The sequence below is a fragment of the Runella sp. R0.1_18 genome (assembly GCF_057652155.1).
Genome location: NZ_JBYFCK010000026.1, coordinates 1 through 17,858, shown reverse-complemented (window position 1 = coordinate 17,858; position 17,858 = coordinate 1). Strand labels below are relative to the sequence as shown.

Below are 17,858 nucleotides of genomic sequence, written 5' to 3'. Positions count from 1 at the left end.
CTGAAAGGTTTAAAAAAACAGGGTTTTAGAACTGCACAAACCTCCTCATTTTTTTCTACACTCTTTATCATGGTTTCCCATGATATTGTCTCATGGAAAACCATGAGTTTGGTCTAAACTGACATCAGAAAACTATTATTCTACGGCTAAATCGTAAGGAATTTTGATAGTTACTTCTATTCCTTGCTCCGCTGCCGAATACATCTCTATCGTACCGTTGAGCATTTGCGCACGCGCGTACAAATTGGCGATGCCGTTCCCGTTGGTATGTTTAATCTTCGCTAAATCAAAACCCCGCCCGTTGTCGATATAGTTTAAAAGTAAGTTTTTGTTGTTGTAATCAAGGTAGAAAGTCACCTCGGTGGCACTTGCGTGTTTAAGGGTATTTTGGAGCAATTCCTGAGCAATCCGATACAAGTTCATCTCATACTCCTCGGCCAAGTATTTCGGAAACTTACGGCTCACGTTGACAATTACATACAGCTTCTGCGTTTGATTGATTAGTGCAGCCCGCTCGCGCAACACCCCTACCAATCCTTTGGTTTTCAGACTTCTGGGGCTCATATCATTGATTAGTCCTCGCAAATCATCGAAGGTCGTTTCCAGCACATTTTCCAACTTCGTTTTTAGAATCGCAATATCGACATTTCCCAACAAGCCCACCATGATTCGGAGAGCGGTTAGGTTGGCACCAATACCATCGTGAACCTCCTTGGCAAAGCGGTTTCGTTCGATTTCTTGGGTTTGTACCATTAGCTTTATTTCCTTTCGTTGCTGTGCCAAAAGTTGCCGAACACGATATTTATCAAAGAAATACAAGCCAACCATCATTCCCAAAAATAGCAAGGCTTTGAACCAATGCGTTTGCCAAAAATAGGGTCGAATCTCTATTTTGAGTCGGGTAGGAATCGGATTCCAGACGCCATCACTATTGGCTGCTTTTAACTCAAAAACGTACTTACCTGCTGGTACTTGGATAAAGCGTGCGATGGTTTGTTTATTGGCGTTTACCCACGTACTATCCGACCCCAAAAGCCGAAACTTGTAACTATTGACCCCTTCCGAAATATAATCGATAACACTGTACTGAATAGCAAACGAATTGCTATCGGGAGGCAGCGTGATGGACGTTGCTTCACTGATAACCACGGGCAATTTGTAGGGAGCTTCTTTGACCGTCAATTGCGTCAAATACGGTTTACTCAAATAAGTATTCATTGAAATGTCCTCAGGGTAAAAGCGGTTAAAACCCTGACTTCCACCAAAAAACATCTCCCCATCGGGTGCAAGATAGGCAGTCCGTGAATTAAAATCATTGCTTTGCAATCCATCGGTGAGCTTAAAATTTTCAACTTTTGAACGATAAGGGTCTATCCTCGACATTCCACGCGCACTACTTATCCAAAAATGTCCTTTTTTATCCGCCAACACATCATATACATACTCACTGGCAAGCCCTTCCTTCGCAGTCCATTTGGTAACTTTCCACGTAGCTTTAGAAATAACAAACAGTCCCGTTGCACTTGCCCCTAGCACCTGATTATGCACTACATCGTCGTAGCCATTGCGAAAAATCGCCCCTGTAATCGGGGCAGTAGCTGCCCGCCAAACCGTACCTTGAAGATAGCCGATGTGTAATTTCCCATTAAAACCCACATAAAACCGCCCTTCTTTGTCGCGCAGGCACACGCGTCCGTTGTTTCCAAAAAAAGGAATCCGTTGATAAGTAAGACTTTTTCGATGAAACACAAACATCCCCGATTCGGTATTCAGCACCAATGTCGTAGGAGTTGCTTCAAAGATATCTCGAATGGTGTTGACAAATTTAGATTCGTGTTGGAGCGTGTCAGGATTCACAAACGTTCGTATTATTTTCCTTGAGGGGTCATACACACAAAGCCTATTTTTTGCCATAATCCAAACCTTTCCATCCATACTTCGGAAGGTTCGTCCGCCTGTGCTATTGAGTTTGTCATTCGGATTGGGAAGAAACAACTCATTCGTTTTTTTATTGTACAGCAGCACTTGATAATCGTCCAGGTTCACCCTCAGCAGACTGTCATTGAGCACCAAAAAGCCCCGAATTGAAAGCTTCATGGGGATTTCGTGGGTATTTGCAGTAATTTTTTGAAACTTGGGAATCAACGGGTTAAGTTTATAGCCGTAGTTGAAGTTCCAAAGCCACTGTACCCCATCGTCAAAAGTTTTGTAGTGCGGATAGTAAGGATACACTGCCTTCGGAAAAGTCACCACTGAATGATGGGGCGCAAAAAACTCCTGCGTTTTTGTCGTCGGTTTTACGACCCGTAAATCATTACTTATCAGCATTCCTGAAAAATCTTTGGTTGCCGCATAAATCCCTTCTTCGGTCAGTTTAAAGTGGCTAAAAAAGGTGGGTTTCCCCAGTTTGTTCAACGGATGTTTACTGAAAATATAACGGCTTTCAAATGTCTGCGTGTCGAACCTTAAAATACCTTCCAAGAGGTGAATCCAGAGGTAACGTTTCCCATCAAACATAGATTGATGATCGTAGAAGTCATTATCCTCAAAAAAAGGCACTTGAGTTAACACAACGGTTTTACGCCGAGTCACTACATCGAAATAAAACAACTGTTGGTTGGAAGGCGATATACACCAAAGTCTGGTCCCTACCAGTCCCAGAGGCTGCCCTTTCATCGGCCTCCATCCATCCTTGGTTTTTTCTTTAAGGTGAACAAAGCGTTCGGTTGTTCGTAAGAAATACGCGACGGTCGAATACCGCTCAAAAAAACTTGGAATCCTATTTATCCCCAGCCAAAAATTACCTTTTGGGTCTTCCACAATAGTTCTGACCAAATCCACCGCGCGAATGGCCGAATCACCCATGAAGCGCATCTGAGTCCCGTCGTAACGGCAAAGTCCTCCAGGCGTTCCCATCCAAACAAAGCCTTTTTTATCTTTATGAAGGCAAAAAATGGAGCCCGAAATGTACTCTTTGTCGGCGTCAAGTAAAGAAACAAGGTACTTTTTTTGCGCCCAACCCAAACTTATTCCTAAGCCGATTAGTACAAAAAAGCTTTTCCAAAGATGTAAAAATAGAGCCCGCAATTGATGTAAGGAAGTGATAGCGAATGAATTCCAAAATTAGGATTTCTTTGGAATCTTGCAAATATTCTTCCTTACTCACTTATCAGTGCGTATTGATTCAGTGTACTTCCCGTCTTCGGGTTTGGAGAAATACTACTTAAAACGAAATCATTCCTTTCTTTTTTCTCTACTTTAAAAATCAGGCTGTTTCCTGATGAAGGTACAGGGACTAATTGTCGAAAGGACAAGGTAGAGTTATCCTCTGAATAACTCCAAATTCCCTCAAACGTTTCACCTGTGTATTCAGTGAATCGGACTTTATTACCTGAACCCGCCACAAACTCAATCCGAAATTTTGAGTATCCTGGGATATAATTTCCCGTTGTCCCTCTTCGGTAAACCACCACAGAACCCTCTTTGACGACGTTTGCCACAAAACTTCCCGAAAAAAGGGCGTTACTGGTCACATCCGCAAGGTTACGAACACGGCATGAGACAGGAGCTAGTAAAACACCTACCACAAATACAATAGCTTTCAACAAAACCTTTAACTCTTTCATAATCTATTGTTTGAACAATTTAATTGTTACCACTTTTTCATCGTTTTGGTGTATTTTCAGAAAATACGTTCCTGTTTCTAAACCTGTCAGGCGAATGGGAGTTTGTTGTTCTGCGATGGAACTTGACACCACTTTGCCAGTAACTGTCAAAAGTTGGTACTTTGCCGATGTGCCATTGGGAGGTATGATATACACTACATCTGAGGCAGGATTCGGATACACCAATGTTTCAGTTAGATTTTGTAAAACATTCGTTTCTGTAATTACAGGGCCATTTGCCCCAACTACCAACGAGTAATTTGAGAAAGTCCCTCCTTTAAATCCTCGTACTCGGTAATAATACATAAAAGTCGGGCGCACATTTTTATCGACAAATTCGGTCGTGTTAGCCGCTAAGTCTGCTTTAATTACCTCCCAGCTTGTTTCGTTATTAACAGAACGAGAAACTTCAAACCCTGTTTCGTCTTGCGAGTTATCCGACCAAGTAAGCGTCAATGCCATTGGCGTTTGTTTTACAGCTAGGTTTGACGGAGCATTAATGCCGTTTTGAGGCACGGCCAACGTAACCGCATCTTGGGCAATGCTGTAACCCGATACTCCTGCCGTGTTTTTCGCTCGAACGCGGTACCCATACTTCGTCGATGCGCTCAAGCCTTTGTCTGAATAAGTCGTCACGTTGGCTCCTACTTCCCCAATTTTACTAAAACTAACCCCGTCCAAACCCCGCTCAATTTCAAAAACCGTTTCGTTCTCCGAATTATCCAACCACTTCAAATCTATTTGGCTACTGCTCACTACCGTCAACGTCAATTCATTCGGGGACTTGGGAACTACCACGGGCAAAGCCGACGTCGTCGCATCTTTCATCGGGCTGTAGTCAGAAACGCCCGCCGTGTTCTTGGCGCGTATTCGGTAATAATACTTCGTCGAAGCGCTCAAGCCTTTGTCGGAATAACTCGTTACGTTGGCTCCTACTTCCCCTATTTTACTAAAACTAACCCCGTCCAAACCCCGCTCAATTTCAAAAACCGTTTCGTTCTCCGAATTATCCAACCACTTCAAATCTATTTGGCTACTGCTCACTACCGTCAACGTCAATTCATTCGGGGACTTGGGAACTACCACAGGTGCAGCCGACGTAGTCGCATCTTTCATCGGGCTGTAGTCAGAAACGCCCGCCGTGTTCTTGGCGCGTATTCGGTAATGATACTTCGTCGAGCCACTTAAACCTTTGTCTGAATAAGTCGTCACGTTAGCACCTACTTCTCCAATTTTGCTAAAACTAACCCCGTCCAGACCCCGCTCAATTTCAAAAACCGTTTCGTTCTCCGAATTATCCAACCACTTCAAATCTATTTGACTACTGCTCACTACCGTCAACGTCAAATCACTCGGGGACTTGGGAACTGACACGGGCAAAGCCGACGTCGTTGCGTCTTTCATCAGGCTGTAGTCAGAAACGCCCGCCGTGTTCTTGGCCCGTATTCGGTAATAATACTTCGTCGAAGCGCTCAAGCCTTTGTCGGAATAACTCGTCACGTTAGCACCTACTTCTCCAATTTTACTAAAACTAACCCCGTCCAAACCCCGCTCAATTTCAAAAACCGTTTCGTTGTCCGAATTATCCAACCACTTCAAATCAATTTGACTACTGCTCACTACTGTCAACGTCAACTCACTCGGTGACTTGGGAACTACCACGGGCAAAGCCGACGTTTTGGGTTCTATGATATTGCTATAACCAGATGCTCCAAAGGCATTTTTGGCTCGAACTCGGTAGTAGTACTGGGTCGAAGCGCTCAAGCCTTTATTTGAATAACTCGTCAGGTTGGCATTAATTTCGTCAATTTTGGTAAAAGTCGTTTTATCAAGGCTACGCTCGATTTCATAGCTTGTTTCATTATCTGCATTGTCCGTCCATGACATATCAATTTGATTACTGCCAACGAACGTTATCACCAATTTGCTTGGATCAGTTGGCGGCCCCGACGTCTTATTATTAGTTACGTCCCAATCTGATACACCTCTACAGTTTTTAGTTCTTATTCTCACATAATAAACGGTATTTTGTTTTAGCCCAGTTAATACAGTCGTAGTCGTACCAGCATCTAATTTGATTAATTGTGGAGCACTAAAGTCAACTTTTACATCATACTCAAGTTCAAACGCCTCTTCATTCGTTGAGTTATCATCCCATTTCAACTTAATTTCTCCCAGTGTATTGGTTGCCGAAGCTAGTAACCCCGTGGGTTTGGATGGGGTAGTCGGATTTGTTTCTGCCTTATTTTCGCTCCAATTGGAGTTTCCAGCGGCGTTTTTCGAACGAACATGTACATAAACAACCTTACATGGGCTCAACCCAAAAATGGTGTAACTGGTCACATTTGCCCCTACTGAGGCACTTTTTCCGTACGCTGGGCTTTCTCCCCATTCTATCTCAAATCCCGTTTCGTTTGATGAAAAATCTTGCCAGTCAATTTTGGCTTCCGTACCCGTGACGCTCACATTGATATTTGGAATAGAAGGTTGTGCAGGTAGTCCAAGCGTGGTAGCTTTACTGTCTATCCAACTAGAAGAACCGCCGCAATTGTTCGCTCTAACTCGAAAATAATACGTTGTATTGGCTTTTAAGCTATTTAACGTACTTGATTGCGTGCCTATACCCAATTTTTGAGTCGTAGGGCTGGAAAAATTACTATTCTCATCGTATTGTAATTCAAACTCAGATTCATTGGTTGAATTATCTCGCCAATTTATCGCAATCGAATTAGCGGTAATCGTACCCGTCGAAAGATTTAGAGGAGCGGTAGGGGCAGCAATAATCGTCGTTGTTTTGGTATCAATCCAACCCGAAGTACCGCCAGCATTTTTGGCTCTTACTCTGACATAAAAAGCCTTGCACGCTTCCCACCCAGTCACTAGGTAAGAGGTTACTCCACTACCTACTGATGCCGCCTTTCCATAAGTACCGGTTTCGCCCCACTCTATATCAAAACCTGTTTCATTGTTAGAGTTATCCTTCCAATTGAGGGTTACTTGCGTCCCATCCGTACTTACTTGCATTTGGAGTTCTGTAGGTGCCGCAGGCAACGTCACATCAGTAGTAGCCGATACTGCATCTGACCAGCCAGACGCGTATGTTGTATTGTTGACCGTTGCGGTAGAGCGTACCTGAATGTAATAGGTGTTCCCAGAGGCTAAGTTCGCAATTTTCGCACTCGTAGCATTTACCTCCATCGTTTCGACACCTCTCACAAAGGTCTTATCAGTGGCATACCTCAGTTGGTACGCATTCGCTTCTTTGACGGCATTCCACGAGACTCCGATGGAGGTTTCGGCCTTGCCACTTATTGCTAAACCTGACGGAGTAGCAGGCGTTGGGTCTTGTGTTTTGGCTTGGGTAACGCTCCAATCAGAGTTATTGGTAGCAACTGGACTCGTCTGTTTGCCCACGCGAACTCGAATGTAATAGTTCGTATTGGGTGACAGCCCTGTTAAAGAGTAATTTCGTGAACTCGTTGAGGGAAGGGTAGTTGCGTTAGTAAAATTGGCATTATTGGCATACTGAATTTCAAATTGTCCAGAGGTTATATTACTCATCCATGCCACATTAATTTGCGTAGCAGAAACCACTACGGGCGTACTCAATGTAGGGGCAGTTGAGAGCGTCCAGCCCGTAATTAATGCCGTGGGCGAGCCATTTTTCCCATTCAACACCGCATAGATTCGGTACTGAAACTGGGTATTGGGCGACAAATTCCTGTCAACAAAAGTCCTGTCGGTACTTTTTGGCTCACCTACGTTGGTGTAGGTAGTAGCGTCCAGTGGTTTTCGTTCGATTAGAAACTTATCGACGTTTTTACCATCATGCGTCCATGCAAGACTCACCGTAGAGGTAGTCGTCTCGTTGACTTTAAAGTCGGTGGGGGTTACTTGGGCAAGGCTTTGGGCGTAAATAATTAGGCTTACTAAAAGCCACAGTAATTTCTTTGACATGGTATTTAATGTTTACTTTCTAAGAAGTCTCTTCTTCTTTTAAAATCCACTACAACATTTTCACTTCTACAGGTACACTAAACGGACTTTCTTGACCGTCTGAAAAAACAACTTTAAGCACATACTTGTACCTATCAGGTTGAAGCGGTTTATCAACAAATTGTGCCTTACTAGCATCAGCAAAGCCCACCAATTGATACCCTTTTTTGGCTTCAGCCCGATAAATAGCCATACGGTACGACGTACGCTGTGGGTAAAACCAAGTAAGAAGATTTTGCTTACTCTCCTTATTATACGTCACTTTCAAAACAGGCGTCTCGCCTACCCAATTACGGGGCAATCGTTTGGCTGTTTTTACCATAGACAACTCCGACATCAGCCCACTTTCATCCACTACTTTGATGCCATATTCAAATATGGCATCGGTTTGCAGTTTATCTACAAAGACCTCGGGAGATTTAAAACTTTTAACTTTCACCCATTCTTTGGTAGCTTCTCGACGGTAAAGTTGGTATTCAGTTACATCGTTGCTGGGGCTACGCTGCCATCGAATCGTCACGGTATTATCTTCTTTTACAGTAGCTTCTGTTATCAGGGGAGCCACTGGATTAATAATATCAGGACGTTTGGCAAGGGCTGCTGTCGAAAATTCAGAGATATTGAAATGTTTATCTACGGCTACGACTTTGTAGTAAACATTCTTTGTCAATGAATGAAGTGTAATCGTATCTTTGAGTACCGTATCCGCTACCATACGTTTAGTAATCTGCGAAAACTCGTGGTCTGGGTCATTCGCAAAATATACGTAATAACCTTGTACATCTATTTCAGTATTACGTCTCCAGGTAAGGGTAACCACACCCTCTTTATTGACTTTATCTGTGATTACTTTAGCCATTAAACCTTTTGGTGCTGCGGGTGCTACAGTATCATTCATAGCCACATAGACGGGGAAGGAAGCACGCTCATTACCAGCGGTATCCACTGCTACCACCTTATAATGGTTAGCGCTGTTTGGGTCAGCTTTATAGTCCACTACTCGCGTAGAATCTTTTGGTATAAACCTCCCTACCTTTTCGTAAGTACTTGACACATTTTTAGCTCGGCTTACCCAAAAACCCTTTAAGTCGGTATCAGCTACAGGCATTTTCCATTTGATTTCTACCTTTGACCCTCCAAGATGTTTGGCCACTTCTATTTGTGGCTGGCTAGGGGGTGTTCGGTCCCGTCCCATCGCCAAGATGGAGATTGGACTCGTCACCCAATTACCAAACGGAGTGATGCCTACCAGTCTATACAAACAAGGGCGATAGTTTTGAACAAGTGAATCCTTGAAAAAGGCTACTTTTAACTCTTTATTGGAGTACATAATAGGCAAATCAGAAATACGCTTATATGTTCTACCATCTTCTGATTTTTCAATGTGATACAGCACAAAGTCGCTGAGATAGGAAGCGGCAGGCCAAGTAAGCAAAACAGTTTTTTCATGTTCTTCTTTTTGCAAATTGGGAGGGAGTCTCTGTGTCGTATTTCGTGCGGTGTTAATGGCTACATAAGCCGTATCCACCTTGTTTTCAGCATGAAGACCAGAAGTAGCCGAATAAATACGATATACATACGTTTTGGCTTTTTCAAGATGAGTATCTGTAAAGCCAAGGCCCATTTTTTGCGCCGTCTTAAATGATTTAAACGCAATCAGACTGGCCGTGAGGTGTCTCATAATTAGCTGACTAGCCTCTAACTGACCCAATTTGTTATCAATAGAAGTGGCAACAGGGTCTCCATTAATCACTTTAACGGCCGCCTTATCTTCTGCCGAATTTGGAGAAGAAAACGTTGGTCGAAGTGGCTGGACAGTTAATCGCTTAAACAAAGGAGCTTTCCCTTTAATCACTTCAGCTCGTTCTATCACATAGCCGATTGAGTTATTATCAATCCAATGCGTTGCCTCAATAGGCATCCAGCGTAGCCTCACCGTATCGTTTTGATATTGTTTCCAGGCAGCAAGATTACTTTTGGGAAACGTTTTGGACGTACGAATACCTTTCTGTGCAACAACTTGGGTAGCGATACCAAGCCCCAAAAAGATCGATAATAACGCTTTCATGGAGTCGTTTTAAGTTTTAAACTGTTATTAAATCGTACTACATTTCTCACAAGTTGGCTTTGCTCCTCTTGCTGCTTCTTCACAATGGCATCCATCCCATCGTAATGCACCTGGGCTGTATAGGTAGTACGTTCATCCGTGCGATAGTTTGATTGTAAACCTTGTACATTGTTGGCCTGTGACACCGAAATCGGCTGATTGGCTAACTGATTCTGTTGGACATTGGTAGCAGTGGACGCAGTGGCATTACTGCTGACTCCCTTGTTTTGAACCACATTGTCAACCAAAACTGGGTATTTATAGTCAAACGTAAACGTATAATCTCCAGCAGTAGGGGAAGTAAGTCTCTCTGGCCTAATCATATATCTAATAAACTCGTTGTAATCAAACGTAACCCACATTTTACCACCAGAGTATGCCACATCCAAGGGTTGAGTTCTGAAAATAGAACTAGGATCGTTTGAAACTTGCCCAGCACTATATTCGGTTTGGAGGATATACTTCATTTGGTTGTGCCATGGGGTATTCAGAGGCACTTTTGTCGTCGAAATACACCTATCAACCCATACATCGCGGTAGAGATTTTTATAAATTGGCTCTGTTCCTACTTCAAAATCATCCCAATCCTCGTCCAATACAAAAGTTTTAGTAAACACATAAGAATCAGGCCCTTGATGGTAACACGGTGATGGTTTAAGCGTCGCCATTTTATCCGCAAAGGTGTTGAATCGAGAGGTATGAAACGTTAAACGATAGATTTGTGCTATCTCAGTCGTAATAGAGTTTACTATACCTTTTGTTTCAGGTTTTTGAACAACTGTTGACTCCCGCTGGTTGGTTTTTCCAACTGGTTGGCTTGCATTAGCTACTCGATGTTGTACATAAAACTCGATTCGTATATCCGCATCATTTGGTAAATTTGGGGTTGTGTACTCAATAGCCGCCTCTACCTCATTGATGTTTCTATACTTAAAGACCCCCTCCGCAATCAGTTCATTATTACTATAAATTTTAGTAGTCAAATCGCTAGCTGCCAAGGTCTTCTGCTCAGGAAATTGTTTTTTCAAAATGACAAACTTCTGGCCATGATTTTGTAAAAAGTATTTTTGATCTACGGCAGGATACGCAAATTTGATGTCTGACGCATTAAGCGTGTAGCTGACAGGTACAATCTTGAAGCGTTGCTCTTGGCTATATTCCGTAGAGCCCCCATCTTGGTAAGAAAGCTTTTCCTTCCAAGTTCCATTCCCTATTTTTTCTTTAACTCCCATCACGATTCTAAATGTTAGCACTACTCCTACTGGCAAAGGAGAATTGGGAGTAAGCCAGTAGTTTTCTTCTGTTGACGAAACTGACACAAAACGTGTTGGAACTTCTTCCCCATTTCCTTTTACTACCTTGGCAGATTTGACATACCATACTCTTCTCAGAACAGTCCCATCAGGTTTTCTGATTGTCCAACTTTGACTCAATGGTTTATTATATAGCACGGTGATGGCCTGCACAGGCTCTAACGATGGTAGGCTTTCTCCACTACTGAGTTGTGGCTTAATGGCCGCAATAATCGGCATGGAGTTCTCTCGGTCATTGAACGATGCTGCTTTGTCAATACTACACGGTTCTCCTAATTTAAAATCTATGAATAACCCCTGCGGCGCTACCTCATCTACAATTCTATCGGTAATTCCTTTGGCATCCTCGTCAGAACCAGTTACCCAATTCCAAGCTCTATCAGCTACTTCTACACCGTTATCAACCAGTGTATAAACACCTCCAGTAGCCACTCCAGCGGCTGCTTTCAACACAATGGTAAATGACTCCTTATCTAATTGTAATTGTCCTTGCACCCAAGTAGGATTAGGCCCTCCAAAGGTGGCTACGGCCGTCAATGAAATGGCAGCTAATCGTACCGAATCGCTATCAGTAACTATGATTAGTTGCCCATTGGCAAAGCCATATACTTGACCAGTAGCATAATAGTTGTTAATACCGAAGTTGTCATCACTACGCCCACATTGTGGCGTCAGGTAACGCACCATCGCCAAGTCAAAACCCATCCCAAAATTGATAGATGCAGTAACTACCGATGTTTCAACGCCAATATTCCCACCTAAATAAGCCCCAAAAGCCAATCCTGTACCGCTCGACGCTTGGGGGTCAAAATCAGGACGATGATTCGCTAAATAAGCCCTAACCGACTCGGGAAAATCTAGTGGTGGTAATTCCGTCACTTGCCGAATACCATACGTCCCCATACAGAAATACACCCCTGATTGAAGATTTCCAACCTCTGGAACTATTAAGGAAACTTGTGCATAGCGTCCCATTCCACTCAAATCGCTGTGATACAGCCCTTGATTGGAACTACCCCACGGATTGCCGAGATAAACGTACCATTCACCTCCCCCAAAATACATTACTAAGCGCCCAGCTCTATCAGCGGGTCCTTCGGTTCCTTTCACGACATTCCCGACATTAACATACACATTACATTGCCCTGCTATGATATGTTGAGTAAAATCATAGGTAAGACTTACATCCGCTGCCAATTTGATGGGATCCGAGATAGCTATAGCGTTTTCTGGTACTGGCCCAGGTATTTTTAAGAACCTTACCGCTCCTCCTACCGTAAATGTAATTGGCGCAAGGTTGGTGGTAAGCCCTGCCTCAAACGTCATTACACCGTTGAGACTATATCCTTGTGAAGCCGCTTCTTTGACCATTACCCCTAACCCTATCCCTAATGTATCTTTGCTAGGTATAAGAGGCGGTGGCAAACACGCTCCATTGGCTGTACTTTGATTAAGCCTTGCGGCAAAACTTGGAGCATTGGGAACCTTCATCATATTATACCAAAAACCACCCGCAAAACCATCAATGGCAATGGGTGTCTGCGGAATCAAAATATTGAGACCTTTGATAAAACCTTCAATATAGAAATAACGAAAACCCTCGCCGTTATCCCTTACAGAACCAAACATTCCTTGAACTTGGCCCATAATTGGTGCGGGAATCTTCATTTCGAGGGTGATACATCCACGAAAACCATTTCCAAACGTTGCATCGTTTTTAATGAACTCAAGTGACCCGCTGATGTGTGAAACCGAAACATCGGTATCAATGGATATTTTCTTAAAGTCAACGGCCAAATCAAGCATTGGCTCAAACTCCGCACTAAGTTTGGTTGTTAAATCTAGCCCCGTAGTCAGGCCAAAGCCTGCTCCTTCTTTGAGATTGAGAACTACATCAAAGCCAAACCCAAATCGAATGCCATCGGCAGCTAACTCAAAAATAGGGCGAAACTTTTCGACTGAAATTGGAAAACCTCCCGCTTTTGAATCATCGTCGGAAGCCCCACTACCTCCCACAAATTTCTGAGGACTAGCAAACGAAACGTTGAGGCTATCCGTAACAATTTTAGAACCGTCAAAATAGAAATTTTCAAAACCAATACCTGGCATCTTTATCCCGTCTTCTTCTGCAATGATGGATAACTTTCCATTTAATTTGAATAGTAGTAATTTATCGGGGTCATCATTATGCCCTTCTGAATTAAAATCAATACTACAGCCTGCACCCAACGTGAATACTGTATGGAGTTTTTCTATTTTTAAATCGACGTTTTCGGGTAAGGTAAGCTTAAACGCAATAGGAGGTATGTCATCAATGGCGTCTGACACCTTCTCGGGAATATCTCGAATATCAGTAGGAGGTTGACGTAAAAGATCAAGTATATCCAAACGAAATGGAAAAGCACTCCCTTTGTCAAAAAGTTTAAAATGCAGTTTTCCGTTTAGGTTAAAGGCCGTGAACTCACCACCTATCATTTGCATATTCAACGTATCTGCCGATACACCAAAGTTGGCCAATTTGCCCCCTCCTTCTATCGTCATGATGTTGCGGACGTGAGCATCAAAAGCAATACCTCTTCCCTTAAACCCAATCAAAAGGCCATTTATTTCGGCTGAAGGGGGCTGGGTACCGCTACCTATTTTAAATTGTCTGGGCAATTGGACAACCGCCTTTTTGACAAAAACGCCTGTCCATGTATTTTGCAAACTTGCCTCTGAAGCAACCCCATTTCTCAGGACGGCGGGAATAGCCTCCCACCCTTCTGGATTTTTGAGGGTAGATAAATCGAGGGCAACTTGGTTTAATGAGAAACCCCATTGAGGAGCATCTTTAAATGTAAACGGCGTTGTTACATCAGAGGTAAAAATCAGATTATCAAAATTATCCACCGCTTCCCCTTTAAACGCAATCGTAACGGCACCTTTGGCTGGAGCTTTCGGTATAAATGTTGTGGTGTCTAACTTCACTTCACCCGACACTTTGATAGTTTTAAAATTCCCATTATCTAAAGTAAGATAGGTTACTTGCTCATTGGGTTGATCACTGCCAGAACCTTTCAAAATAAGCTTATGATTATCGGGCAATGAGAAACTCAAGTCACCTCCTAAGTAAAAGGTTGATTGAGCCAACGAAAGTTGCCTGGGAGAAAAACAAACATTCAAAGCGCCAAAATAGAGTCGGTTATTGATGCCAGCGATATAAGGTGTTTCTACTACAAGAGTAGCTGTAGCTTTCCGTGGAGTGAACGTCATACCAAATATGCCAATGCGAATAGGTTCACTACCTGCATTACCGCTGTATCCAATGGGCAAGCCTGTTTCAAAATCTTCGTTTGCTAGCTGTTGGAGGGTACGGTCAATGTTCCGTATCGTTCCAAAAGCACTTTGAGCTGTATTGGCCGCTTGTTTGGCCGATACGTCTAGAACATTGGCGTACTGATTAGCCGTTGATACGGCCTGCTGTACCCCTGTTTGAACATCACTGACTGCTTGCCCAGTATTTCCAGCAGTCTCAGAAACTCCGTAGAGTATTCTAGAAATATCGGTAGGCAAAGGAAGCTGACTTGCTCCACCCGACGCATTTTCTACCACATTTGTCACGGTTTGAGCCTGATTAGCCACGTTATCTACGGCTGTATTTATGGTATTACCAGCCTGATTTACCTCGTTTTTGATGGTAGCAGTCGCTTGGAGTACTTGCGGTTTAATCGTTTGAAAAGCGTTATAGAGGGCGGCAATGGGACCGCTTTCTGGATATGACTCATCTTTGAGACCCTCAGCAAAACCGTCGATGGCTACCAACACATTATTGCTAAATCTATTCACTTTTAGTCCAACCAGTCTTACTTTAAACTTAGCAGCAAAAACAGGTATTCTAACCAAACCTGTTCCGTTAAATCCGTCTCCCTCTTTAGTTGCTTGGGTAATCTTTACTTTGAAGCACCCTACATACACTTCATCTCCAACCGCCAACGAAGTCGCTGGTGTCCCTCCCGTTGGTAGTTGAATTTCATTACAATTACCATTCAAACAATTAAACGGCAAACTGGGATCTTCTTCATTGGCAGTGAAACTGGTGTAGGGTTTGGTTGAGTTCTCACCGTACGTAAAACTAATTGCTTGACTGTTTCCATTATTGGGAAGCGAGGCATCTATCACCGAATTAGTCGATGCTCTTATCCAAATAGCATACTGATGCCTAATTTCAATGGGCTTACTAAAATCTTGTGATAATAAATTGGCCACCTGCAAAGGCGCACCTGTCCCCGTAATACTTGACTTTACGATAAAATTCCCATCGTTTCGATCTTGTAGCGTAGCTTGAACTTGATTTGGGTCCAAAACCCCATCTGGCATTTCGACAATATATAAAGTATAACTAAAATTGGAAATAATCACCGAGTTCAGCTCAAATACGGGAGGCGTAAAGGCCACTTGGAACGGCATATTGGGATCTTGCAGTGGGGTAATTTCATTGCAGAAGGGACAGGGCTGGTTACCAATGCTATTAATAAGCGGAGGGTTAAACTGCTGAAAGGTGATATTTGCACAACCTATATTGCTAAGAAGATTGGTGTTTTGTTGGTTAAGCGTTTCAGGGCGTAACCTCACACAAAGTTGATAATTCCCCGACGGAATTTGACCATCTGGATTTCCTAGAAAGAAATCTCGAAGCGTTTGGCCATCATTGGTAATAAAGCTATCTTCATAAAATAAATCCTGAAGTTCTTGGACAGTGTAGGTTTTTGTACCTGCTATGGTTCCTGCGGGTCCCAATACCCCTCCTGACGGAATGGCGTTTGGATTGGTAACGATTTTAAAGCTTGTTGTAGGAGACGACATCTCCGCTTCAATCTGAAATGGCTGATTTACCGATGTTAAATTCGTAAGTGTTAGTATCATTTGCCCACTACTAGCCAAATCTTGTAATTCAGCAAGGCGAGAAAGAGGGCGTTGGGTAGCAACCGAAAAAGTAATCGAGACGGCCTGACTCCACAAAGTGATTGGCATCATCAAAAAGGCAATGATAATCCATTGCTTGACTTTCTTCTTCATCATTTGTATTATGTTAAAATCGTATGCCATAGCTTAGAGTACTTCTGATTTCACTAAAATTGCGATTCGTTGAAGCGTTTTGTTGGACTCCGAATTGGTTAAAGAGATAATTAACCCCTAGTGACACACTCTGTTTTTTATACAAGTGCGATAAGTTGAAACCTGAGTTGGTCATAAAGCCATCAGCTTGGCCATTGGTTTTTCTGAACTGACTATTATGATTTAGAGAAGCACGGAGTTTAAGTTTGGTTAACTCTTTGCTAACTGTCAACGCGGGTCCAACCGTCATCAACACTCTCCCTCCCGTCTCAATCGACACATAACTTACTGATAATGTCGAATTCAGCTTCTTAGGCAGCAGAAAATAACTATAATTCACCACTCCAATCATCGACGAAGCTCCCGTGTATTGACGCGTAAAAGCATTTTGGTCGTTTGTATTTTGGTACGTAGCAGTTATCCCAAATGATTGCTGACTTATCTTACTTCCAAGCGAATAGTTAATCGTGGCATTGTACGATGAATTAACGACACTTACGGCCAGCGAGTCATTAAAAAAATCTCCCAACCCTCGGCTTTGACCTACCCCAAAATTGGAATAATTAAGGCCAACAGTGAGGCGTTTGATGGGACTCATCGAGAGGTTGACCGAACTCACGTTTCGATGGGTAGTCGCCCCCTTATTTCCATTCAAATTATCGTGGGAGCGCCCTATGGAACCGTTGATAATTAGCTTATTTTTAAAAAGTAGCAAGGTGGGTGCGATGGTCAACTGTTCTACATCGTTTTGGAAATAATACGCCCCTAGCGACTGATAATCAGGATCTACCCGCTGGTATATTGCCCGTATAGCTCCTTCTTTAAACCTCCAACCCATCGCTGCCGTACCCGCCGTGAAAAAATTGGAACTAGCGTTTACCGCCACTATATCCAACAATTTATTTTGCCAAGGTTCGGGATTTTCAATGTCTGCTTTGAGTGAATTGCGAGTCAGTAAACTAGCCCCCACATCCAAGTCAAATGTTAATTTCTGTTTAAAAAAGCCGAAGTGGTTTTTAAGTCCCACCGCAAGGTTTTCCATGGGTAACACCCTAGATTGCGGTGAGGGCGCGGCGATTGAACTGATGATATCTTTGGCTTTAAATACGCTAACATCTACGTAAGATTTTGGTGAACCAACCCCCACCTTTGCTGCCCATCCTATGCGCTGATACACTGGCCGAATGTACTGATAACGAATATCTTGACCCGTCGCATCTTCATTTACAGGCCGCGCAAACTGCCCATATACAAACCCCAATCGAATGTTTTTAGGGGTATATTCAACCCCTGCACCCAAAAAATTGGCTCCCCCAAGGGTGTAATCCGAAAATCGTACATTTCGGTATCCCAAATGGAGTTTGAGTGATTTATAATAAGGACTCACTCCGTATTGATTGAACGGTTGAGAGAATCTACGCTCCTGCTCGCTTACCACCAGTGTAAATGGGAACGTCATCCCAAACCACTTCACGACGGGCGTACCTGTCAAGTACCATGTGAAGGGTTGGCGGCGATTGTTGATACCATTGGCCTGATAAAACTGTACATTGGCGGCCAAACTCCCTCTGATTTCTAGGGCTTTTTGATTCTTGAGCGAGCCTAAGTGAGTATTCCGATAGTAATTGAGCAGGGTATTCCGATGCAATTTGCGCAGCTGTGGATAACTTAGAGAAGTGTTGC

General features: G+C 43.1%; 6 protein-coding genes. All 6 read right to left on the bottom strand.

What is annotated here, in order from left to right; all coding sequences use genetic code 11:
- Positions 1-135: 135 nt before the first annotated feature.
- On the bottom strand, positions 136-3,087 hold the full coding sequence (locus AC23P2_RS27535; RefSeq protein WP_487776170.1) for a sensor histidine kinase: 2,952 nt from the start codon (positions 3,085-3,087) through the stop codon (positions 136-138).
- 71 nt (positions 3,088-3,158) lie between these two features.
- On the bottom strand, positions 3,159-3,626 hold the full coding sequence (locus tag AC23P2_RS27530) for a hypothetical protein (protein ID WP_487776169.1): 468 nt from the start codon (positions 3,624-3,626) through the stop codon (positions 3,159-3,161).
- A gap of 3 nt (positions 3,627-3,629) precedes the next feature.
- Complete coding sequence (locus AC23P2_RS27525) at positions 3,630-7,622, bottom strand: fibronectin type III domain-containing protein (RefSeq protein WP_487776168.1); 3,993 nt, start codon at positions 7,620-7,622, stop codon at positions 3,630-3,632.
- A 49-nt stretch (positions 7,623-7,671) separates the two neighbouring features.
- Positions 7,672-9,729, bottom strand: a complete 2,058-nt coding sequence (locus AC23P2_RS27520; protein WP_487776167.1) for a fibronectin type III domain-containing protein — start codon at positions 9,727-9,729, stop codon at positions 7,672-7,674.
- The gene (locus AC23P2_RS27515; protein ID WP_487776166.1) at positions 9,726-16,139 is read right to left on the bottom strand and encodes a hypothetical protein; all 6,414 of its coding nucleotides are present in this window, start codon (positions 16,137-16,139) and stop codon (positions 9,726-9,728) included. Before AC23P2_RS27515 ends, AC23P2_RS27520 begins: the two co-directional genes overlap by 4 nt.
- Before the next feature lie 10 nt (positions 16,140-16,149).
- The coding region (locus AC23P2_RS27510) for a hypothetical protein (protein WP_487776165.1) at positions 16,150-17,858 on the bottom strand (1,709 nt) is incomplete at its 5' end.

Excerpts from the sequence above, each read along its gene's own strand:
- AC23P2_RS27530 (WP_487776169.1), bottom strand. The coding sequence starts at position 3,626 with ATGAAAGAGTTAAAGGTTTTGTTGAAAGCTATTGTATTTGTGGTAGGT.
- AC23P2_RS27525 (WP_487776168.1), bottom strand. The coding sequence starts at position 7,622 with ATGTCAAAGAAATTACTGTGGCTTTTAGTAAGCCTAATTATTTACGCC.
- AC23P2_RS27520 (WP_487776167.1), bottom strand. The coding sequence starts at position 9,729 with ATGAAAGCGTTATTATCGATCTTTTTGGGGCTTGGTATCGCTACCCAA.
- AC23P2_RS27515 (WP_487776166.1), bottom strand. The coding sequence starts at position 16,139 with ATGATGAAGAAGAAAGTCAAGCAATGGATTATCATTGCCTTTTTGATG.